Here is a 22,041-nt window from a genome sequence, read left to right on the forward strand (position 1 = left end):
TCGTCAGCAATAGGGAAGGGTGATACGGAAGCAGGCGCCACCGGTGGAAGCATCGCTGATGGTAATCTCTCCGCCATGATAGCGGATGATCTCCTGCACGAGGTTGAGCCCGAGCCCGGTGCCGCGATCTTTAGGCCGCAGGCGGTGGAAGGCATCGAAAATCAGCTCCCGTTCCTCTTCGGGAATGCCATTGCCTTCGTCAGCTATCTCGATCACCCGGTTTGCCGCGACCCGCATCGTGATCGTTCCGCGATTGCCGCCATGTTCGATGGCATTCTGCACGATGTTCATCAGGGCGCGCTGCAACGAGGCGTCGTCGGCAAGGGCGAGGATCGGCTCTTCCTCCGGCTCAAAGGAGAGCTCATATCCCTGTGATATGGCGAGCGGGGCCATATCGGCGACGACCGACCTGCAAAGGCCGACAAGATCAAGCGGCACCAGAGGCGCTTTCTGCCCGCCGAGACGTTGTAGATCCAGCAATTGTTCGGCCAGCACGGCAATGCGGCTGGCATCCGCCAAAATTCTGTTTCTGGCCGGGCCGTCCAGCAGCGTTTCAACGCGGGTCTGGAGAATGGCGACGGGGGTCCGCCATTCATGGGCGGCATCGAGAATGAAGCGCTTGTGCCGTTCGTAGCCGTCATCCAGCCGTTTCAGCGCGCCGTTGACGGCATGCACGAGCGGTTGCACCTCTCGTGGAATATCGCCATCCGGCAATCGATATCCACGTCTGTCGATATCTATGGTTTCCGCTGTCCGGGCAATGGCGGAAAGGGCGCGAAATTCCCTGCGGATGAGCCAGGGAATGGCGACGATCGTCACAATGGACATGAGAATGAGGACCGGCATGATCAGTATGTTTGAGAACAGCAGGACGGGGAAAGTCATGCTGAACGGGCCGCCCTTGCCGATCATGACGAATTCTCCCGCTGGCCCGGAGGCGCGACGAACGACGGCGATGCGCACCACGGCAAGATAGGAATAGGAAAGCGCCGCGTCGCGTACGTCCGAGATCCTGACGTCGCTAAGCTGTTGATCCATGTTGCTGAAGGCCTCAGGCACCTGCCCGCCCTGAACGATCTCGCCTTTTTCGCTGACGGCGACAAACCAGAAATCAGAGGTGCCGTTGCGCAGGTCGATGAACTCAGGTGTTTCCCTGAGAACCAGCCGATTATCCTTATCCCGCACGATCGCATTGGCGGTTATCTGGGCTGCCTCAGGGCTGAGCAGTGCGCTGCCCGCACCGCCACTCGACATATAGGTGATGATGGCCGCGGTAACGAAGAAAAGGCTGCCGATCTGGAACAGCAGCAATTGAATGGTGAGGCGACGTTTGAGGGATTTTCTTTTGGCCGGCTTCATGCGGTCGCCCTCAGCAGATAACCGACGCCACGAATGCCGTGGACTTCGAGACCCGCATTTGCGGCTGCCAGTTTGCGGCGCAAGCGGGAAATATGGGAATCGAGCGCATTGGACTGGATCTCATCATCGAAATTATAGACAGCGTCCTCGAGCAATGAGCGCAGCACCGTTCTGCCCTGCCGCCGCAACAGGGCTTCGAGGATCAGCAGTTCCCGTCTTGTCAGTGGGAGAAATTCACCCATGATACGGACTTCACGGGTTTCGAAGCAGAATTCCAGCCTGCCGAGCTTTGCTGTCATCGTGACCGCACCCGCCGGCCGGCGCATCAGGGCCCGGATGCGGGCAAGCAATTCCTCGACGGCGAATGGCTTGGCCAGATAATCGTCCGCGCCGAGATTGAGGCCATTGACCCGATCCGCAAGTGAACCCTGCGCCGTCAGCACGATGACGGGCGGGGTGACGGGCAGGAGGCGCAAATCTTCAATCAGCTGGATGCCATCGCCGTCAGGCAATTGCCGATCAAGCACAACGAGGTCGTGAACACCATCCATGATGGCGTGACGGGCAAGATCGAGCGTGCCGACGGTATCCACGATAATATCGAACCGGTGGAGCGCGGCGGACAGGGCTGCTGCCATTTCGCGTTCGTCTTCAACAAGCAGCAGGCGCATGAATTCATCTCGGCATTGTCCGGCGTACCTTCCGGGAAGAAGGGGCGCGGGCGAAAGGCAAAAAAAGACGGCGCCGCTGACGCTACGGACGAGCGAGGCGTCGCCGTCAAATAAATATCGCCATGCAAAAGGGGGACCGGGGGTGGTGGATGGCCAATCCCGCATTCCTGCAAAGCTGTACCTACCCTGTCATGCGCGGATTGCCTAAACATTACGCCCGCTGCGGGGCGGTCAGGCCGCTGCGAAAGTGCTTATTGTTTGGCCTGTGTGGTATCCGGCGCCACACGATAATCATCGATGCGGCCTGCCGGTGCATCGGCCATCTCGCCGCGCTTGCTCAGCCTTTCGCGCGGCGATTCCACAACGGATACGCGTGTCGGTCCGGCGGTCAAAGGGGCGTCGCCAAGCAGCTTGTCGCCGCCATCGAGATTGGGATCGGTCAGGCTGATCGGCTGGGTCCGCACCTGCCCCGCATCGATGCCAAGTGCGGGCAGGGAGGGGAGCGCCGGCAGATTGCTGCCGTCCAGTTTCACGAGGTCCGGTCCGGCGCTATCAAGGTGCCGGCGCACGAATTTTTCGACGTAAAATGCAAGCTTGCGCTTGCCGGCCTGTGTCATGCCGATGCCATCTGCCTCACGCAGACGGGCCTGCTGGCCGTTCATGTCGTAGCCGGTTATGACAAATTTTCCCCCCTCACCGACAAAACCGTCCCAGACACCCACGAATTCTCCGCCATATTTTTCGACATGGCTGCGATAAAGCCGGTTGAAGCCGACGAGATCGGCCGAAAGCGATGGCGACTGGAAGGCCGGAACGCCAACCCAGAGCAGCGGCACCTTCTGGCGTCCGGCAAGGGTCAAAAGTTCGTCGATCCGCCGTTCATATTCCTTGAACCAGGCCTCCGTGCCGAATTTCTCCCTGATATCGCCGATCTGCATCTGCTGGCGATCATTCGATCCCATCATGATGACGATGGTGGCCGGATTGGTCTCGCTGATGAATTGCGGCAGGTTTTTGAACCAGTCATAATAATCGGTGCGGACGAGGCCGGAAGAGCCGTTGGCACGCACATCGACGGTGATTGCCGGCGAGCTGGCAAAGGCATTGACCAACTCTTCCCCCATGCCGCCGGCGAGAAAATCGCCGATGACCAGGATGCGCCTTGCATTTTCAAGCTTGGCTGCCGGTTCCGGTTTTGCGGTCCGCATCTGCACCACCGAGGGCGCTTTTCTGGCGGGTTGCGGGCGGGTGACCGATCGTTCACGCGGAGCAGAGGGAAAATCCCGGCGGTTGCGGGGCTGGTATTCACGGCCGGATCCGCCATCGCGGCCCACAGGTTTGCCAAAGAGCATTTCAAACAGGGTGCGCCGTTGCTCTTGTGCGAAGCTTTCGGAAGGAACGAGCGGCAGTGTAAGCACAGCGGAAAGAAGGACGGCGCAGAAACGCCAGCCGGTTCTTCCGTTTTTTTCCGCAGGTTTCCTACTCATGACATCAACCTTTCCGGATGCATCGACGGCGCCCATGACGCCGCCGAATTCGCCGGCACATTATCAATTGCGCAGGGCTCTCAGCAACCGCTGCGACGGCTGACCGTCGGTTTCCATACCCATGCGCGACTGGATGGCGCTGATGGCGGCTTTCGAACCGGAGCCGAAGTTCCCGTCAACCTCGCCATCATAATAGCCGAGTTCCTTCATGCGGGTCTGGAGTTCGAATTTTTCACGAATATCCAGCGTCCCGTCGGGACGCGGCCATTTCTGTTGCATGCCGCCATAACCGGCAATCTCATCCGCAAGCAGGCCGACAGCCAGCGCATAGCTGTCGGAAGCGTTGTATTTCTTGATGGTGAAGAAGTTCTTCATCACCAGGAAACCGGGGCCGTTTGCGCCGCCCTGCAATTTCAGCATGGCGCGATCGGAACCGCGGGTAAAGTTCTTGCCGTTCGGACGGGTGAAGCCAAGCTTTGCCCATTCCGCAATGGTCTTCGTCTGCCCTTCATAACGGGCGCCGCCACGCGGAACGGCGGTTTCGTAACCCCAGGTGCGGCCGGGCTCCCAGCCGTTCTTGGAAAGAAGATTGGCAGCGGTTGCCAGGGCGTCGGGAACGGAATGCCAGATATCGCGCTTGCCGTTGCCATCCGCATCGACGGCATAAAGCAGGTAGCTGGTGGGGATGAACTGGGTGTGACCCATCGCGCCCGCCCAGGAACCCGTCAGCTGTTTCGGTGTCACGTCGCCCGCCTGAAGAATCTTCAAAGCGGCGATCAGTTGCGTGCGCGCGAATTTGGCGCGCTTGGGATCGGAGTAGGCGAGCGTTGCCAGCGCCTGCGGAATATTGTGCAGCCGCTCCGGCTTTTCGAGAACCGCGCCGTAATTCGATTCCATCGACCAGATGGCGAGAATGATGTGCTTGTCGACATTGAAGTTACGCTCGATCCAGTTGAGGGTCGTCGCGTGCTTCATCTTCATTTCGCGGCCGATCCGCACCGTGTACGGATTGACGCGGGAATCGAGATAATCCCAGATCTGCGTGGTGAATTCCGGCTGGAAGGTGGCCTTGCGCAGCGCATCCGGGTCCGGCTCGCTGACACCGGAAAAGGCCTTCTGATAGGTCGCCTTGCTAATGCCTTCTTTCGCGGCTGTTGCGTAGAACTGGTTGATCCACTGTCTGAACCCCGCATCTGCGTGAGCAGAAACGGGCGCCAGCGAGATTGCCAAACCTGCAACCATCATGCAGCCGAATTTGCGGACACCTGAAAGGATCATCTTTGTCATCGTCAGTCTTTCGTTCTCTCGAATGTCATTTCGATTGCGAAAACGCATCGGGCGTCGTCATGGATAACAAAAGAACGTCAACAAATTCTTTACCATTAATAGATGGTAGCGTCACCCTTTACAAAACGTTGTTATTTTTGAAATAACAACAGCGTGCGGGGATTGTGATCAAGTTTTATCTCTCAGGAGGGATATGTGGTAGAACAGAAGAAAATTCGGAAGGCTGTATTTCCGGTCGCAGGTCTCGGTACGCGTTTCCTGCCCGCCACCAAGGCGGTTCCGAAAGAAATGCTCACCGTCGTCGACAAGCCTGTCATTCAATACGTCGTTGATGAGGCGGCGGAAGCGGGCATTGAGCATTTTGTATTTGTCACCGGCCGCGGCAAGGCTGTGATTGAAGATTATTTTGATATTCAATTTGAACTCGAACAGATGCTGCGCGAGCGCAACAAGAATGCCGAGCTGACATTGCTGGCCGGCCTTCTGCCCAAGGCGGGCACGGCAAGTTTCACGCGCCAGCAGGTGCCGCTTGGTCTTGGCCATGCGGTCTGGTGCGCACGTGATATCGTCGGCGACGAGCCTTTCGCCGTGCTCTTGCCCGACATGATCATGCATTCGCAGAAAAGCTGCCTTAAGGGCATGGTCGAACTTTACGACCAGACCCAGGGCAATGTCATCGCGGTGCAGGAATGCGCCCCTGATCAGACGCATAAATATGGCATCGTCGGTGTGGGCGACGCCGTCGGCGAAGGTTTCAAGATCACTGAAATGGTCGAAAAGCCTGCCAAGGGTACGGCGCCGTCGAATTTTTACATCAACGGCCGTTATATTCTTCAGCCCGAGATTTTCGACATTCTCGAAAATCAGGAGCGTGGCGCCGGCAATGAAATCCAGCTGACGGACGGCATGCTGTCGCTTGCCAAGTCGCAGCAGTTCGCCGGCTATCATTTCCGTGGCCAGACCTTCGATTGCGGCGCCAAGGATGGTTTCATTCTTGCCAACGTCGCATTCGCGCTCGAGCGTGGCGATATTCGCCCTGCGATCGAAGAGCCGATCAAGGCTCTGATCGACGGTCTGAAATAATCGACCGAGCACATAAGGAAATCCCGGCCTTCGCGCCGGGATTTTCGTTTGTGGCCATTATCGCTTCAGGACAAGTCCTGCGCCGACCCGCAACTCGCTGCTGTCATAAACCGGCGTCCACTGGTAGCTGACGTCCGCGGTCAGGTCGAGATAGCGGTTGAGGCCCCAGGTCAGGCCGGCGCCCGCGGTATATTCCACGGCATTTTCTGTGTCGGAAGAGGGGAACGTGCGGTGCACGATCTGTCCCGTCAGGCGGGCGACAAGGTTGCTGCGCAATTCGTGGGTCAGGCCGGCATCCAGCCTGTAGGAAATCCAGCCACCCTGCGGCCCGCCGGCAAAGTCCTCTATCGTTGTGCGCAGGCCGAGATTGACATTCGTGCCGCGCTGGGGTGACCAGTTGAGTTCGCCATCCAGTGTCAATGCGGCGATCGAGGCGAGGCGATCGTCATCATATTGCTTGCGCAGATAACCGATGGCGGCCTCGCCGCGTGTCTTCTCGCCAAGATCGACTTCCGCGCCGATCTTTGCCCCATAGGCATTGGAGGAACGGGCATAGCCCGAATTGTCGAGACGCCTGTCATATTTGGTCGTCCCAGCGTTCAGTTCGAGGAAGGGGATGAGCGCCGGTGACAATTCATAGCCGATGCGTCCGCGCAGGTTGGCACCGTTCTGGTCGCGGTCGCTGAGGCTGATCGGCCGTCCGTCTATGCCTTTTGCATCCGTATAGACCGTGCGCGAGAGATCGAGCGCCGCCAGGCCGCGCAGCTTGCCGAAATCCCGCTCTATCGACGCGCTCGTGGTGAAGCGGTGTTCGCCGCCCTGTACGGCAGCGCCAGTCAGAGCGTTGGGGTCCGTCGTGTCCTCACGGCTGAATTCGTAACCGGCCTTGAGATTGGCTGTCGTTTCTTCGCCGAGATCAAGGCGCAGATCGGCCTCTATTCTTGCCCGGGGCTCTTCGCCATCCTTGTCGCTGCCGAAGTTTCTCTCCCAGGCACCGTCGCCTGTCACCGTCAAAGCGTGGCGGGACCAGTCGCTGGTGAGCGTGCCGCGTATGCCCGTCGTCAGATAGTTGCGTCTGGAAGGGCCGCCGGTATTCGTTTGTTTTTCCGTATTGATCGTCTGGCTGATCGAAGGCCGCAGCAGGAATGTACCGAGCCGGATGCCGGGCGTCTGTCCGGGCTGGGTCGCTATCCGTGGATTTTCGCCGCCGTCCATCGTCGGCTCATAGGGGTTTTCGGCGTCGGCATAGGGTTGGCCCGCGTCGTCCTGCTGTTCGTAAATCGGGTCACCGGGATTGTTGGACGGACGCCAGAGTTGTGGTGCGGGCGTAGCCGTGGCCTGAACCGTGCCTGTGCTCACCCCTCCACCCGTCGCCAGCGGGGGTGAGGTTCTTCCGTCTCCGGCAGAAGCGGCGCCCGGTAATACGGGCGTGGCCGTCGTTGCAGTCTGCGCGAAAGCACTTCCCTGCGGGCAAAAAATCGTACAGGCGAGCAGCAGGGTTGCTGCTTTCCGCGACGTCGGCAGACGTGTGGCGGTGCCCTTCACATTCATTCCTTTTCACCCGGCGAGTTTGGCCGATGCCGGATCGAAGGCCCGCCAGGGCATCTCCTCGGACCCGATGAGTGACAGGCCGATGAAATGACATGAAGAAACCAGGGACCAGACAGGCGACGCAAGTTTTAACATCGCTTTAACAATAGGTTTTTTATGGTTAACAGTTGATAAAGATCGCCGGGATTTCAGCGTTATGGCGGGCGGCGGAAAAGCAGCGGCATCCATCACCGAAACCGACGGCTCGATTTCGTCCGCTCCGATGACTGGAGAAAAATAGTCATAAATGCAAAAAAATTCTAATATGAGAAGATTAAAACGTTTCAATTTGGCACGGAATCGCCCTATGATCTAACAGGGCTGATCTTCTATTGCTCAGCAAGCCGTATTAAATTTATTTTGTGTGACAGCGTCGTTTCATGAATCCCGTTTTGAACATCAAGCAGGTTGGCTTTTATTGTTGGGATATTACCAATGACCGTTTCTATTTAGATGAAGTATGTGCTGATCTCTTCGGGATTCCACTAAGACAGGCGATGCAGGGCATCAGCATTTTTCAGATGCTCGAAAAAGTGGACCTGGATCATCGAAACCGTGTGATCGAAACGGCGTTGATCACCCTGAAGGCCGCGAGTTTTTATAATCAGGAATATGCCGTACGCCGTAGCGACGGCTCGGTCTCATGGGTAAGGACGCTCGGGCGATATCTGGTCGATGAGGAAAACATCCCTTTCAAGCGGCTGGGAACGATCGAGGAGATTTCTCCACCGGACCGGCGTCATTAACGACATGCCGTCGTACCGAAACCGCTGAACATTTTCGGGTGGCATCTACTAAAACTCGGTGCTTGCCGGCTGAAGAGTGGACTTATTCCGGCTGAAAGAGTAACAGTCGGCCATGATTACGCGCGCCGTCAAACTGGTCGAAGACAATGCCATCGAATCCGCCGTGCGGACGATTTCGATGGAGCGGGCTGGCCTTGCCGCCCTTGAGGACGCTCTCCAGAACGGTCTTTCCGAGCCCTTCTGCAAGGCGATCGAGACCATCGGCCAGTCGAACGGCCGCCTCATCATCACCGGGGTCGGTAAAAGCGGCCACATAGGCGCGAAGCTTGCGGCCACCTTCGCCTCCACCGGCACGCCTGCCTTTTTTGTGCATGCGGCGGAAGCCAACCATGGCGATCTCGGCATGATCGGCGGCGATGACGTGGTGCTGGCGATCTCCAAAGGCGGCGAAAGCGCGGAATTGCGCAGCATCATCAATTATTCGCGCCGTTTTTCCATTCCGCTGATCGCGCTCACCTGCTCGGAAAATTCATCGCTGGCCCAGGCTTCAGATATTGTGCTGCTGGTTCCCAATGAGCAGGAAGCCTGCCCGCTCGGACTTGCACCGACGACCTCCACATTGATGCAGCTGGCGCTGGGCGATGCCCTTGCCGTTGCGCTTCTCGAGGCGCGCAATTTCACAGCGGGCGATTTCAAGGTGTTTCATCCCGGCGGCAAGCTGGGGGCTAGCCTGACACTGGTCAGCGATATCATGCATACCGGTGATCGCGTGCCGCTGGTCAATAAGGGAACGGCCATGCCGGAAGCGGTTGGTGTTCTCTCGCGCAAGCATTTCGGCTGTGTTGGCATTCTGGATGAGGATGGCCGTCTGTGCGGCATCGTCACCGAGGGTGACATGGCGCGCAACCTGTCGCGCAACCTCGCCGAAATGACGGTCGACGACATCATGACCCGCTCGCCGAAGACCGTCAAAAAATCGGTGCTGGCAACCAGCGCACTGGCGACGCTGGAAAAATTCCACATCGGCGCGCTGATTGTCATTGATGACGACAATCGACCGATCGGGTTGGTGCATTTCCACGATCTCTTGAGGATCGGCGTGGCTTGACGCTACCGCCGATCCTGAAAACCTATCGGTCAATCGGCTCGACTGTCAGCGTGCGTCCGCGCGCAGAAGCGATCCTCACGCGGGTTCCGGCCGGCATGTCTTCGCCGTTTACCGGCCACCATGTATCGTCCAGCCTGATCCGGCCACGCCCTTCGACAATCGGTTCCTGAAGGGTCGCGGTGCGGCCGACAAGGCTTGCCTCCCGCTGATTAAGGAATGGCTCGTCGCTTGCGCCGCGGTTTCGGCCGAAATATTTACGGCCGAGCAGGGCGAAGACGACGGAGAGCGCGGCAAACAGCACCAGCTGCAATTGCCAGGCCCAGATTGCGGCATCCCATAAGAACAGCGAAAAGACGCCGATGACCAGCGCAGCAATGCCGATCCAGATCAGGAAGACGCCGGGCGCGATGAGTTCTGCGGCGAGCAGCACGAAGCCGACGATCCACCAGCTCCAGGGTCCCAGCTCAGTGGCAAGCCGTTGCAACATCGTCACTTCTCCGATGAAGAACCGAAGGGATTACCCGGGATGGTAACATTGATGCTTTGGCCGGAGGGCCGGGTCGGCGGCACGGAGCGGGATGACGTGGGGGCGGCGGGCGCGCTCGGTGCATCGCCCTTGTCGCCGAATACCTCCCGCGCAATCGTGCCGATGCCACCGAGGGAGCCGATCAGCGCTGAGGCTTCCATCGGCATCAGCACGATCTTGGAATTCTTGGCCGTGCCGATTTCGGCAAGCGCTTCGGTGTATTTCTGGGCGACGAAATAGTTGATGGCGTGGACGTTGCCGGAGGCAATGGCTTCCGACACCATGCGGGTGGCGTTGGCTTCGGCCTCGGCCAGACGTTCGCGTGCTTCGGCATCGCGGAACGCCGCTTCGCGCTGGCCTTCCGCTTCCAGAATGGCGGATTGCTTGGCGCCTTCCGCGCGAAGGATCTGGGCGTTGCGGGCGCCTTCTGCTTCCAGCACCTGCGCGCGCTTTTCGCGCTCCGCCTTCATCTGCCGCGCCATGGAATCGACGAGGTCCTTCGGCGGCGCGATATCCTTGATTTCGATACGGGTGACCTTGATGCCCCAGGGGCCTACTGCCTCATCGACCACGCGCAGCAGGCGGTCATTGATGGCGTCGCGGTTTGACAGCAGCTCGTCGAGGTCCATCGAGCCCATCACCGAGCGGATATTGGTCATGGTGAGGTTTTCGATCGCCATTTCCAGATTGGCGATCTGGTAAGCCGCCTGTGCGGCGTTCAGCACCTGATAGAAGGTGACGGCATCGGCAGAAACACTCGCATTGTCGCGGGTAATGACTTCCTGCGTCGGTATGTGGAGCACCTGCTCCATCACATTCATTTTCGAGCCGATTTTCTCGAAGAACGGCACGATGAGGTTCAGGCCCGGTTCGAGCGTGCGGGTATAACGCCCGAACCGTTCAACCGTGTAACGATGCCCCTGCGGCACGGTCTTGATGCCGGCAAACAGCACCAGAATAACCAGAACAACCGCCGCTATGACGACGATGTCGAAACCGCCCAATGCAATCATCACTTTCCCTCCAAATCAGAACTATCGGGGATTTATCCCAACAACCTTATGGCAAGATTACACCCAGCCTTGCAACTCCCGTCTTACAACCGTTTCGAGAACATTCATGCCCTCGACGCTGTCGTTGAGACACGGAATATGGGTAAATTTCTCACCGCCATTATGCAGGAATATCTCCCCGGCTTCACCGGCAATTTCTTCCAGTGTTTCAAGACAATCCGAAACGAAGCCGGGATTCATGACGGCGATGCGCTTCACGCCCTCGGAAGCCAGTTTTTCCACTGTTTTGTCGGTATAGGGCTGCAGCCATTCTTCCGGCCCGAAACGCGACTGGAAGGTGATCATGAAGTTCTTTTCGGTCCGCCCCAGCGCTTGCCGCAGCAGGCGGGCGGTTTTCTGGCAATGACAATAATAGGGGTCGCCCTTTTTGAAATAGGATTGCGGAATGCCGTGGAAGGAGGTGATCAACATCTCCGGCTCCCAGTCCAGCGTGGCCAGATGATTTCTGACGGAGGCCGCGAGCGCCTCGATATAGGCGGGATCGTCATGATAGGGCGGCACGGTGCGGATGGCGGGCTGCCAGCGCAGCTTCATCAGATGCTCGAAAGCCTTGTCGTTCACGGTCGCAGTGGTCGATGCGGCATATTGCGGATAAAGCGGGAAAAGCAGGATTTTTTCGCAGCCCTGTTCCTTCAGGGCGTCGATCTTCGAGGCGATTGAGGGCTGGCCGTAGCGCATGCCCCAGTCGACCACGACGTTGGGCAGATCCTTCAACGCTTCCGCCATCAACTCGCCCTGGCTGCGTGTATAGGTGCGCAGGTAGCTTTCATTGCGCTCGTGGTTCCAGATTTCCTCATAGGCCTTGCCGACCTTCTGCGGGCGCTTGTTGAGGACGATGCCATAAAGGATCGGATACCAGTAGAGGCGCGACCACTCGATCACGCGCTTGTCGCTCAGAAACTCCGCCAGATAACGGCGCATCGGCCAATAGTCCGTGCCGTCAGGTGTGCCGAGATTGACGAGCAGGACGCCCACCTTGCCAAAAGTTACGCGGGGATGGTTTGTGGGGAGTGGGGATAGTTCTGTCGCCATGAATGATACCCTGAAACTCGGACTGGTTGTATAAGGAGCGGCCCGCCGCAGATAAAGGCCGGAAACGCTCCATCTTCTGTTTATCTGCCCGAACGCAAACCGATGAGGTTTGGCCGGAATGCCCGAGCTATACGCTCTGGCCGTCATTTTGTTCATCGTGTTCTAGACGAAATTCTTCAGGATTGAACCATCGGCGGCGGCAATTTCCGGGGTGAGGGGAGGCGCAGGCTCGCCCTTGGCAAAATTTCATCCGTAGCGCTTTGTTTTTAAATAGAAAATAAGAAGCCGGCCCCGCTGTCCCGGGGCCGGCTCTGTGTCTGCGGCAAATTGCCCTGTTCGTTCCCGCCCGGTTTATTGGGCCGGCAGTTCCAGCTCCTCGCCGATTTCAATGTGGTTCGGCTGCTTCAGCGTGTTTGCCTTGGCAATTCTGTGCCAGAGAGCGCCGTCGCCATATTTCTCCGCTGCGATCTTCCAGAGCGAATCGCCCTTTTCGACGACGTATTTGCTGACGGCGGCAGCGGCCGCAGCAGGTGCCGGGGATGCCGGCGCAGTTGTAGCGGGTGCAGCGGGTGCGGTGGCCGCGGGTGCCGCAGGTGCTGGAGCAGCAGCCGGGGCAGGCGCGGTTGCGGCTGGTGTCGGTGCCGCAGGCTTTGCCGGAGCGACATAACCGGCAGGCGTCACTTCGCTGATGCGGCCGTCGGTATAGGGCTTATAGGGGCTGTTGGCGGTGATATAAGCCGCAACTGCCTCTTCAAGGTTAGGGCCGAAGTCATAGGCATTGATCGCCTTGGTCGCGAAGACCTTGAAGCCATCACCGCCGGTGCGCACGTAGTTATTGGCTGCGACGATATAGGTCTTGGCGGGGGCGAGAGGCACGAAAGCATCGCCTTCCTTGACGTCGACCGAAACGATGCGGCTACCGGCCGGCTTGGAACGGTCGAAGGAATATTTCATGCCGGAAACCTGCATGAAGCGGCCCGCGACGTCATCGATCTGGCTGACGCCGTTTTCGAGCGCAACGCGAATATCCTCGCCCTTGAGCTGGAAGGTTGCAACGGTGTTCTGGAACGGCAGAACCGTCAGCACTTCACCCATCGAGACATCGCCGCCATCGATGGAGGAACGCAGGCCGCCGCTGTTTGCAAAAGCGATGGTGACACCCTGATCCTTGACGCGGGCCAGCGTCGCATCGGCCACCAGATTGCCCATGGAGCATTCCTTCACGCGGCAAACCTTGCGGTCGCCTTCGATCGGGCCTTCCGAAGTGCCGACGACCTTGGATTTCAGCGCTTCGATCGGCGCCTTCAGCTCATCAATGCGCTTCAGCGTGGCTTCATCGGGCTTGAAGGAGGAATCGATAAGGATCGGGTCGCCCTTGCTTTCCTTCACGACGCCGCCGTCGTCGAAGACCACTTTGAGGTCGCCGAGATATTTGCTGTACTGGCCGGCCTGCACCACCGGAACCTTGTAGCCGCCGGGATTGTCGACGAGGGTCGGATAAGGGCCTTCGGCCTTCTGGTCGGTGTTGGACAGCAACGTATGGGTATGGCCGCCAACCACGACGTCGACATCAGGAATTTTGGCGATGAATTCGAGATCGCGCGGATATCCGACATGCGTCAGCGCGATGATCTTGTTGACGCCGTCCTGCTTCAGCTTCTGCACCTGTTCGCTGATTTTTGCGACATCTTCGGCGATGGTGATATTGGGACCGGGTGTTGCCAGTTCCGCCGTATCGTTGGCAACGGCGCCGACGATGCCGATTTTCTGTCCGCCGACTTCGAGCACGATGGACGGCTTGACGCGGTCGCCGATTTTCGAGGCGGCAGTGGCCACCACATTGGCGGTTACGACCGGGAACTGCACCTTGTCGAGGAAGCCGGCAAGGCCGTCTTCGCTATCGTCGAATTCATGATTGCCGACGGTCATGGCGTCGAACTTCATGGCGTTCAGCACTTCCGCTTCCACCGTGCCTTTATAGGTGGTGTAGAACAGCGATCCCTGGAAATTGTCGCCGGCATTCAGCAGCAGGACATTTTTCCCTTCCGCCTTCAGCGCGTCACGGGTCTGGTTGATTGCGGTCAGCAGGCGCGCGGCGCCGCCGAAGCATTCGTTCTTGCCTTCTTCTTCCGCCGAGCAGGTCGAGTCGAATTTGTTGATCGATTCGATACGGGAGTGAAAATCGTTGATGTGAAGAATGTTGAGCTCGTAATCGGCCAGAGCCGCTCCAGCTGAAAGCGTTATTACCGAAACGCTCAGCATGCCCAGTCCCAAAATTTTCTTCATGGTCCCTCTCCTGTTCAAAGCGGAAGTCCAGGCCGGCTGATCATTCTCCGACCGCGCTCATTCTTTAATCCGAAAACATCTCAGTCTTTCGAAAACCGGATGTTTCCATTTAGCGGCAGCCGCCGCAAGCGAAATTATGACAGGTGCTCAATAAAGAAAAACGCACGCCGAAGGCGTGCGTTTCAGAAGGTCATCCTATTGAAAAGGCGATATTATCAGCCCTGGCGCGTCAGCGAGAACTGGCTGTTCGTGTCGGTCGTGCAGTTCAATTGTGACGGGGAGACCAGGGCGCAGTTGACGCGTGACTGCGTGTTGCGCACCAACGACGTCATGTTGATTTCATAAAGCGTCGGCGAAATCGTCACGTAGGTGCCGGAGGCCAGAAGCGTGTTGGTGTCTGTCGAACGCGTGGAGAAAGCGCCGTTCTGGAACGTGGATACGATGCCGTTGCGGTCGATCCAGCGGCCGTCGACTGCCGGGCCGCGGGAAAGCGAAGGCGCCATCGAGGTCTGCTGGGAGGGGCCCGGCGCGACGCATGAAGACACCGCGATGGCGGCTGAAAGCAAAGCAGCGCTTGTCTTGAAGTTCATGAGCCTGTTCTCCTGCGATTCGATGAAACCTTCTGTGCTTCGACCATGCCGTGAAGCGTTCTTTATTTCAAGGCAACGTTGTTCGCTCTCCCCGGTTCCTGACGTCGTTCAGGAAAGCCCCGGCGTGGCAAATATGAGACTCTGCCGCGTCAGCGCACAAGGATGTTGCGGAACTGCCAGGGATCGGACGTGTCGATATTGTCGGGGAACAGTCCCGGGCGACCGTCGAGCGGCGTCCAGTCAGTATAATGTCCTTCGACGGGCCCGAGATAGGGGCGTTGCACCTCGAGGCAGCGGCGGTAATCCACCTCGTCCGCTTCAACGATGCCGGCCTGCGGATTTTCAATCGCCCAGACCATGCCGGCCAATACTGCGGAACTGACCTGCAATCCGGTGGCATTCTGGCTGGGGGCGAGCGAGCGCGCCTCCTGCAGGGTGAGACGCGAACCATACCAATAGGCGTTCTTGTCATGACCATAGAGCAGAACACCCAGCTCGTCGGCGCCGTCGACAAGCTCGTCTTCACCGAGCACATGCTGGATCGGCTGGGGGTTGCCGCCATTGCCGAACAGCTCATGCAGCGACAGAATGGCGTCGTTGCACGGGTGATAGGCATAGTGACAGGTGGGCCGATAGGTCACATCACCGTCATCGTTGCGGACGGTGAAATAGTCCGAAATCGAAATCGCCTCATTGTGGGTGACGAGAAACCCATATTGCGGTCCGAGCCCCGGGCACCAGGTGCGCACCCGTGTATTGGCGCCGGGCTGATCGAGATAGATCGCCGACTTGCTTCCCTTTTTCTGCTTTTTCGCGTTTTTCGGCATCCAGTTTTCATGCGTTCCCCAGCCGAGTTCGGCGGGCTGGAAACCTTCGGCGATAAAACCTTCCACGGACCATGTGTTCCAGAAAGCCCCGAAAGGCTTCGGCTCTTTCGCCCGTTGGGTATCGCGCTCGGCCACATGCACGCCCTTGACGCCAAGCTGCTTCATCAGCTTCGCCCAGCCTTCCCGGTCATGTGATTGCGGTTCCTCGATGTCGAGGCCGGTATCCTTGGCGAGATTGACGAGCGCCTGCTTCACGAACCAGGACACCATGCCGGGATTGGCGCCGCAGGTGGAAACCGCGGTCGTGCCGCCGGGCCTGCGCGCTCTTTCCTTCAGCATGGTTTCGCGCAGCGAATAATTGGTTCTGGCGGCATTGTCGGCATCGGCATCGAAATAAAAACCGGGCCACGGTTCCACCACGGTGTCGATGTAAAGCATGCCGTGCTTGCGACAGATCCGCATCAGGTCGACGGAGGCGGCATCAACCGAAAGATTGACGCAGAAGCCCTGGCCCTGCACGCCTTTGAGAAGCGGCTTGAGAACTTCCTTATAGTTCTCCTTGGTCAGATGTTTCTGGACGTGGCGGATGTTTCTCTCGGCCAGAAAGGCGGCGATATCCTCGCGCGGGTCGATGACGACGAGCCGGGTCCTGTCGAAATTGAAATGACGTTCGATCAACGGAAGAGTGCCGCGCCCGATGGAGCCGAAGCCGATCATGATGATGGGGCCGTCAATATCGCCGTAAATCGGGTGGTTTGCGTCCGTCATTCGTCAATTTTCCTTTTTCAGCCAATAAGTAAGCTAGATCATAAAAGCGTGCCACAATAAAGGGCAGGTGGATGACGGACATATGACGATAATGGCGGCGAGACGGGCGAACGCATTGTTTCCACCATTTCTGCCTCTTCGCATTTTAGAGAGTGCGTTTATAATTAAATTCTTCTTTTCGTTTTGTGCGTCCAGAGGCGTGGGGGCTTTGGCCGGATGACGACAGGGCAGTTTTTCGCCATCGCAGGGGAGTTGCCTGTTGAATGATCTTTTAGAGCGTGTCGCAGCTCTTCAGAGTGCCACCCCCGTCCTTATTGCCCTTTACGATTCCGAGGACCGGTTGCGCCATGCCAATCCGTCGTTTCGGGAAAGCTTTCAGCTTGCCGCCGGTGATTTGCCAACCTGGGCGGATATCATGCGGCTGAACCATCGGCTGCGCACCGGTGTCGTCATCCGCAACAATGATTTCGAGGGATGGCTGCTCTCGGCGCAGTCCCGGCGCGGCAAGCTGCCCTATCGCGCCTTTGAGATGGACCTGTATGACGGCCGCTGGTTCTGGATGACCGAGACGGTGCAGCAGGATGGTTGGATGCTGTGCGTCGCAAGCGACGTCACTGAACTGCGCCAGGGTTATAGAACCCTGCGGCAGGACAGGGATCTGGCGGTACGCGCCTCGCAGACGGATGAATTGACGGGAACAGCAAACCGCCGTTTCGTCTTCGCCAAGCTCGCTCTGCAGGTGGAGCAGGTCACCAAGGGGCTTGAGGCGCCCTTTTGCCTCTGCACGCTCGACATCGATTTTTTCAAGCAGATCAACGATCGTTTCGGTCACAAATGTGGTGATGCGGTATTGCGCGATTTTGTCACCATCGCCCACTCCGTCATCCGGCGGGTGGATTGTTTCGGCAGGATCGGCGGTGAGGAATTCATGCTGATTTTGCCGCGCAGTTCGGTTGCCGAAGGCCAGGAGATTGTTGAGCGGCTGCTGCAGAAAGTACGCCTTTCCAGACCTCTTTCCGAATTCCCGGATTTTTCCTATAGCTGCTCGGCGGGCATGACCGCCTATCAGGTGGCGGAAAGCGCCGACGATGTTTTCCTGCGCGCCGATCAGGCCCTTTATGCGGCCAAGGAGAGAGGACGGGACCGGCTTCTGGCGGTGACTGTTTAAACAAGCTCTGCCGCAATCAGCCCATGCAGCGAATTACCGACGAACAGCTTCCGGCCGGCGATGTCTTCCGGTTTCAGCGCCTGTCCGCGCGCCCTGCGTTCGCGGATCAGATCGGCGCGCAGCACACCCGGCAGGATGCCGCTGTCGAGCGGCGGCGTCAGCAATTGCCCATCCGGCATTTCGACGAAAATGCTGGTCGATGAGCCCTCGCACAATTCGCCACGCTCGTTGAGCAGCAGCACCTCGTCTGCCTCCCCGGCTGAAAATTCGGCTCGGGCGGCATCATAGGGCTCCCGGCGGGAGGACTTGTGGCGATAGAAGGTGTCGGAGGAATCGAGCCTGGTCTGCCGGGCGATGCGAACCCGCCAGACCGCATCCTGCTGCAAGGGCTGGAAATCGGCCGTGTCGATATCGAGTTCGCCCTTGTAGTTCATCACCAGCCTGACGCAGAGCGGCTTTTCACCGCCCACCTTCTTTTCCAGCACCTGCACTGCGTTGACCGGCGCGCGAAAACCGAGCGCGTCGGCGGAGCGCAACAATCGGCGCATATGCTGGTCGATGCGCTGAAAGCCGGTCTGCGGCTCCCAGCGCAGGGTTTCCCTCAAGGTCAGATCGGCGGGTTTGCGTTTCATTGCCTTTGCTCGTCGCCTGAATTGTCTGCCGGTGTCTTCTGCCGGCAATATCAACCGGCAAAGCTTGTCCGAAATAGGATAGCCCTGCCGGCGGAAGAGATTAAGCCTGTTTGTTATCCAGCGCTTCCAACTCGTCGATCAGTCCTTCGATCATCGAAAGTCCCTTGTCCCAGAAGGAGGGATCGGTCGCATCGAGCCCGAAGGGTTTGAGAAGCTCCGAATGGTGCTTGGTGCCGCCCGCCTTCAGAAGCTCGAAATATTTCTCCTGAAAGCCGGTCTCGGCCTTCTGGTAGACCGCATAAAGCGAGTTCACCAGGCAATCGCCGAAGGCATAGGCATATACGTAGAAGGGCGAATGGATGAAATGGGGGATATAGGTCCACCAGGTCTCATAGTCCTCGGAAATCCGGATCGCCGGACCCAGGCTCTCGGCCTGAACGGAAAGCCACAATTCGCCGATCTGTTCGGAGGTCAGCTCTCCCTGTTTGCGGGCGGTGTGCAGCTTTCGCTCGAATTCGTAGAAAGCGATCTGGCGCACGACCGTATTGATCATATCCTCGACCTTGCGGGCGAGCATGGCCTTGCGTTCCCTGATATCCTTGGTGTCATCAAGCAGCTTGCGGAAGGTCAACATTTCCCCGAAAACGGAGGCTGTCTCGGCCAGCGTCAGCGGCGTGGCGCACATCAGGGCGCCCTGTTCGCCAGCCAGAACCTGATGAACGCCATGACCAAGCTCATGAGCAAGTGTCATCACGTCGCGCGGTTTGCCGAGATAGTTGACGAGCACATAAGGATGAGCCGAGGGTACGGTTGGATGCGCGAATGCGCCCGGCGCCTTGCCGGGACGGGCCGGCGCGTCGATCCACTCTTCATCGAAGAAACGGCGGGCAATATCGGCCATCTCGGGGGCAAAATTGCCATAGGCGGAAAGCACGGTATCCTTGGCCTCATCCCAGGGGATGATCGTGTTCGACGTATCGGGAAGCGGCGCATTGCGGTCCCAATAATTCATCTGCTCCATGCCGAGCCATTTCGCCTTCATGGCGTAATATCGGTGCGAAAGGCGCGGATAGGCCTTTTTGACCGCTGCCGCCAAGGCATCGACCACTTCCCGCTCGACGCGGTTCGCCAGATGGCGGCTATCGGCAATATCCTCGAACTTGCGCCAGCGGTCGGAAATATCCTTGTCCTTGGCAAGCGTGTTGGTGATGAGGGTGAAGACCCGCAGATTGTCCTTGAAAGTGGTGCTCAGCGCTTCCGCCGCCTTCCTGCGGGTTTCCGGCTCCGGCTCCTGCAGCATGTTTAGCGTCACTTCCAGCGGAAGGCTCGCACCGTCTATATCGAAACGCAGATCGGCCATCGTCTCATCGAACAGGCGGTTGAAGGCCGCCGCGCTGGTCATCGATTTTTCGAGGAACAGCTGCTCCAGCTGGTCGTCGAGCTGGTGCGGCTTGTCCTTGCGCAAATCCACCAGCCAGGGACGGTAATGGCCTGCCGCGGCATCATTGGCCATGCAGGCGTCCATCGTGGCGTCGTCGATGCGATTGAGTTCAAGCGTGAAAAACAGGAGATGCGCGGAAATATCCGTCAGCTTTGCCTGGGCGTCGCCGTAAAGCTTGCCGTTTGCCGGGTTCGACGTATCGGAAAAATAAGTGAGCCCGGCAAAGGAGCCGATGCGGCCGATGAGATCGTCCAGCGCTTCATATTCCTTCAGCGCGGCCCCGATGCCCTTTTCGCCCGTGGCCTTCGCGGCGGCTTCGAGCTTTCCCTTCCACTTCTCCTCGAAAGCCGCCGCCATCGATGCCGCCTTCTCGAGATCACCCTTATATTCCGGTGAATCCCCCGACGGATAGAGATCCGAGAGCTTCCAGCCGGGCAGATCGCCAAGCGCCGGGCCGGAGGTTTCGGCAAGGGAGAATACGGGTTGCGGGGTAGCGCGGTTGAGGGTCATCCAACGTGTCCTTCTGATTATGCGTGCGAAGCATATGGGGACCTTGTTTCCCGCGGCAATGGATAAAATGCAAGCAATTCTCAAAACTGGATGTTCAAGTCTCCCATGCCAGAGTGCGGAATAAGGGACCGCATGAAGCAGGTCCATAAACCGGAAACCGGAGCTAAAAATGACCGCGCATGTTCTCGTGATAGACGATGATCCCGTCCAGCGCCGCCTGCTCAAAAATGCGGTGGAACGTTATGGGCATCTCGCCTTGCTTGCCGAAAACGGCAGAGCGGGGCTGGAACTGCTCAAGCAATATAGTGGCGAGATCAATGTCATCGTCCTTGATCTGATGATGCCGGAAATGGACGGGCTTACCTTTCTGAAGGCCGTCGGCGAACTCGGCACAGACGTTCCCGTCATTGTACAGACGGGGCAGGGCGGCATCGATACCGTCGTGCAGGCCATGCGCGCCGGCGCCTTCGATTTCGTTGTGAAGCCGGTCTCGCCGGAAAGGATCGGCGCCGCCATCTCCAATGCGCTCAAGCTTGACAGGAGAGAGGCAAAAGCCCGCACGGGAAGGCGCGGACGGAGCAATGCAGTGAATTTTACCGATATCGTTTCCGCAAGCCCCGCAATGCTGAGGGTCATTGAGCTCGCGCAGCGTGCCGCCCAGTCCAGCATCCCCGTGGTGCTGGAAGGTGAATCCGGCGTGGGCAAGGAAATGGTCGCCCGGGCCATCCAGTCTGCCGGCGACAGGGCGAACAAGCCCTTCATAACAGTCAATTGCGGCGCCATTCCCCATAATCTGGTGGAAAGCATTCTCTTCGGCCATGAGAAGGGAGCCTTCACGGGTGCTACGGAAAAACATGTAGGCAAGTTCATGGAGGCGGATGGCGGCACGCTGTTCCTCGATGAAATTGGCGACCTGCCGCTCGACGTGCAGGTAAAGCTGCTCCGCGCGGTCCAGCAGGGCGAAATCGAAACCGTCGGCTCCGCACGGGTGCAGAAGGTGAATGTCCGGCTGATCTCCGCCACCAACAAGAACCTCATCGAGGAGGTGAAGGAAGGCCGCTTCCGCGAGGACCTTTATTATCGCCTCAACGTCTTTCCGATCACTATTCCGGCGCTGCGTCGCCGCAAGGAAGACATTCCCCATCTGGCGCGGGTTTTCGCCGAGCGCTTTTCGGCGGAGCAGAAACTGCCCAATCCCGTCGGCCTCAACGCCAGCGCGCTGGCACTGCTGACGGCCTATGACTGGCCGGGCAATATCCGCCAGCTTGAAAATGCCGTTTTCCGCGCCGTGGTGTTGTCGCAGGGCGAGGAACTGTCAGATTCCGATTTTCCGCAGATCGCGCTGCAGCTGCCGGAATTTTCGACCGGCGATGATGCGGATGATCTCATCCGTGCGCCTTCAGGGGCGTCGCTGAAGCTAGCGGCCTATTCACCGCCCCCGCCGACGGCTGCCGAAAGCCATGCCGTCATCGAGGAGCCGTCGGATATTTCCACCACCATCTATCGGGGCGGAAACCTGATCTCCAGCATGGATGAGTCGGGCAATATCCGCAAACTGGCAGAAATCGAGGAAGAACTCATCCGTTTCGCTTTGCGCTTCTATCGCGGGCAGATGAGCCAGGTCGCCAGAAAGCTCGGCATCGGCCGCTCGACGCTTTATCGCAAGCTGAAGGATTATGGCATTGATCCCGACGATCCCCTTCGAGATGCAGCCTGAAGGCAGAGACCGCGTATTCGAAGGCAGATCGCAAATTCGTTAACTTCTGAGCAAGGATATCCGCTTACCGTCTATAAACCTCTTGTTAGTGGCTGATTCACTATGTAGAGGAAGGTTGTATGTGTGTGGCAATTTTGCCA

Annotated in this window: 19 protein-coding genes; 5 read left to right on the forward strand and 14 right to left on the reverse strand. The window is 58.4% G+C overall.

Annotated features, from left to right (window positions below):
* Positions 1–3 precede the first annotated feature (3 nt).
* The 4 genes from ASB65_RS04320 to ASB65_RS04335 form a co-directional block, all read right to left on the reverse strand.
* Positions 4–1,359: a sensor histidine kinase gene (locus tag ASB65_RS04320; RefSeq protein WP_060723132.1), complete on the reverse strand. Its 1,356-nt coding sequence runs from the start codon at positions 1,357–1,359 to the stop codon at positions 4–6.
* Positions 1,356–2,030, reverse strand: a complete 675-nt coding sequence (locus ASB65_RS04325; protein ID WP_003506112.1) for a response regulator transcription factor — start codon at positions 2,028–2,030, stop codon at positions 1,356–1,358. Before ASB65_RS04325 ends, ASB65_RS04320 begins: the two co-directional genes overlap by 4 nt.
* A 251-nt stretch (positions 2,031–2,281) precedes the next feature.
* On the reverse strand, positions 2,282–3,517 hold the full coding sequence (locus ASB65_RS04330; protein WP_060723167.1) for an SGNH family hydrolase: 1,236 nt from the start codon (positions 3,515–3,517) through the stop codon (positions 2,282–2,284).
* A gap of 63 nt (positions 3,518–3,580) precedes the next feature.
* The gene (locus tag ASB65_RS04335) at positions 3,581–4,804 is read right to left on the reverse strand and encodes a lytic murein transglycosylase (RefSeq protein WP_003506115.1); all 1,224 of its coding nucleotides are present in this window, start codon (positions 4,802–4,804) and stop codon (positions 3,581–3,583) included.
* Positions 4,805–4,999: 195 nt separating this feature from the next.
* On the opposite strand from ASB65_RS04335, the gene galU reads away from it, so the two are divergent.
* Positions 5,000–5,887 (forward strand): UTP--glucose-1-phosphate uridylyltransferase GalU, encoded by an 888-nt coding sequence (gene galU, locus ASB65_RS04340; protein ID WP_003506117.1) that lies wholly within the window; start codon positions 5,000–5,002, stop codon positions 5,885–5,887.
* Positions 5,888–5,944: 57 nt separating this feature from the next.
* On the opposite strand, the gene uppP is transcribed toward galU, so the two are convergent.
* Positions 5,945–7,438: a polysaccharide biosynthesis protein UppP gene (uppP, locus tag ASB65_RS04345; protein ID WP_060723133.1), complete on the reverse strand. Its 1,494-nt coding sequence runs from the start codon at positions 7,436–7,438 to the stop codon at positions 5,945–5,947.
* A gap of 6 nt (positions 7,439–7,444) precedes the next feature.
* On the reverse strand, positions 7,445–7,765 hold the full coding sequence (locus ASB65_RS28015) for a hypothetical protein (RefSeq protein ID WP_153315100.1): 321 nt from the start codon (positions 7,763–7,765) through the stop codon (positions 7,445–7,447).
* A gap of 92 nt (positions 7,766–7,857) precedes the next feature.
* Between ASB65_RS28015 and ASB65_RS04350 the strand changes: the two genes are divergently transcribed.
* Positions 7,858–8,223, forward strand: coding sequence for a PAS domain-containing protein (locus ASB65_RS04350; protein ID WP_020809342.1), 366 nt, complete (start codon positions 7,858–7,860; stop codon positions 8,221–8,223).
* A gap of 112 nt (positions 8,224–8,335) precedes the next feature.
* Entirely contained in the window at positions 8,336–9,331 is a 996-nt protein-coding gene (locus ASB65_RS04355; protein WP_003506123.1) for a KpsF/GutQ family sugar-phosphate isomerase, read from the forward strand.
* A 22-nt stretch (positions 9,332–9,353) separates the two neighbouring features.
* On the opposite strand, the gene ASB65_RS04360 is transcribed toward ASB65_RS04355, so the two are convergent.
* The 6 genes from ASB65_RS04360 to ASB65_RS04385 form a co-directional block, all read right to left on the reverse strand.
* Positions 9,354–9,818 (reverse strand): NfeD family protein, encoded by a 465-nt coding sequence (locus tag ASB65_RS04360; protein WP_003506125.1) that lies wholly within the window; start codon positions 9,816–9,818, stop codon positions 9,354–9,356.
* Between the two features lie 2 nt (positions 9,819–9,820).
* Positions 9,821–10,870 (reverse strand): SPFH domain-containing protein, encoded by a 1,050-nt coding sequence (locus ASB65_RS04365; RefSeq protein WP_003506126.1) that lies wholly within the window; start codon positions 10,868–10,870, stop codon positions 9,821–9,823.
* A 57-nt stretch (positions 10,871–10,927) separates the two neighbouring features.
* Complete coding sequence (gene hemH, locus ASB65_RS04370; RefSeq protein WP_060723134.1) at positions 10,928–11,962, reverse strand: ferrochelatase; 1,035 nt, start codon at positions 11,960–11,962, stop codon at positions 10,928–10,930.
* Positions 11,963–12,313: 351 nt separating this feature from the next.
* The gene (locus ASB65_RS04375) at positions 12,314–14,248 is read right to left on the reverse strand and encodes a 5'-nucleotidase C-terminal domain-containing protein (protein ID WP_060723135.1); all 1,935 of its coding nucleotides are present in this window, start codon (positions 14,246–14,248) and stop codon (positions 12,314–12,316) included.
* 215 nt (positions 14,249–14,463) lie between these two features.
* Entirely contained in the window at positions 14,464–14,838 is a 375-nt protein-coding gene (omp10, locus tag ASB65_RS04380; protein ID WP_003506132.1) for an outer membrane lipoprotein Omp10, read from the reverse strand.
* A gap of 149 nt (positions 14,839–14,987) precedes the next feature.
* On the reverse strand, positions 14,988–16,433 hold the full coding sequence (locus ASB65_RS04385) for a homospermidine synthase (protein ID WP_020809346.1): 1,446 nt from the start codon (positions 16,431–16,433) through the stop codon (positions 14,988–14,990).
* 259 nt (positions 16,434–16,692) lie between these two features.
* Between ASB65_RS04385 and ASB65_RS04390 the strand changes: the two genes are divergently transcribed.
* Positions 16,693–17,601 (forward strand): sensor domain-containing diguanylate cyclase, encoded by a 909-nt coding sequence (locus ASB65_RS04390; RefSeq protein ID WP_020809347.1) that lies wholly within the window; start codon positions 16,693–16,695, stop codon positions 17,599–17,601.
* Here ASB65_RS04390 and ASB65_RS04395 read toward each other — a convergent pair.
* Positions 17,598–18,233 (reverse strand): aminotransferase class IV family protein, encoded by a 636-nt coding sequence (locus ASB65_RS04395; RefSeq protein ID WP_060723136.1) that lies wholly within the window; start codon positions 18,231–18,233, stop codon positions 17,598–17,600. The genes ASB65_RS04390 and ASB65_RS04395 overlap by 4 nt on opposite strands.
* 100 nt (positions 18,234–18,333) lie before the next feature.
* Entirely contained in the window at positions 18,334–20,184 is a 1,851-nt protein-coding gene (locus ASB65_RS04400) for a M3 family oligoendopeptidase (RefSeq protein ID WP_060723137.1), read from the reverse strand.
* 169 nt (positions 20,185–20,353) lie between these two features.
* Here ASB65_RS04400 and ASB65_RS04405 point away from each other — a divergent pair, with 169 nt between their 5' ends.
* Positions 20,354–21,901, forward strand: a complete 1,548-nt coding sequence (locus tag ASB65_RS04405) for a sigma-54-dependent transcriptional regulator (RefSeq protein ID WP_060723138.1) — start codon at positions 20,354–20,356, stop codon at positions 21,899–21,901.
* Positions 21,902–22,041 lie beyond the last annotated feature (140 nt).

The sequence above is a fragment of the Agrobacterium tumefaciens str. B6 genome, from assembly GCF_001541315.1.
In the GTDB taxonomy this organism is placed as follows: domain Bacteria; phylum Pseudomonadota; class Alphaproteobacteria; order Rhizobiales; family Rhizobiaceae; genus Agrobacterium; species Agrobacterium radiobacter.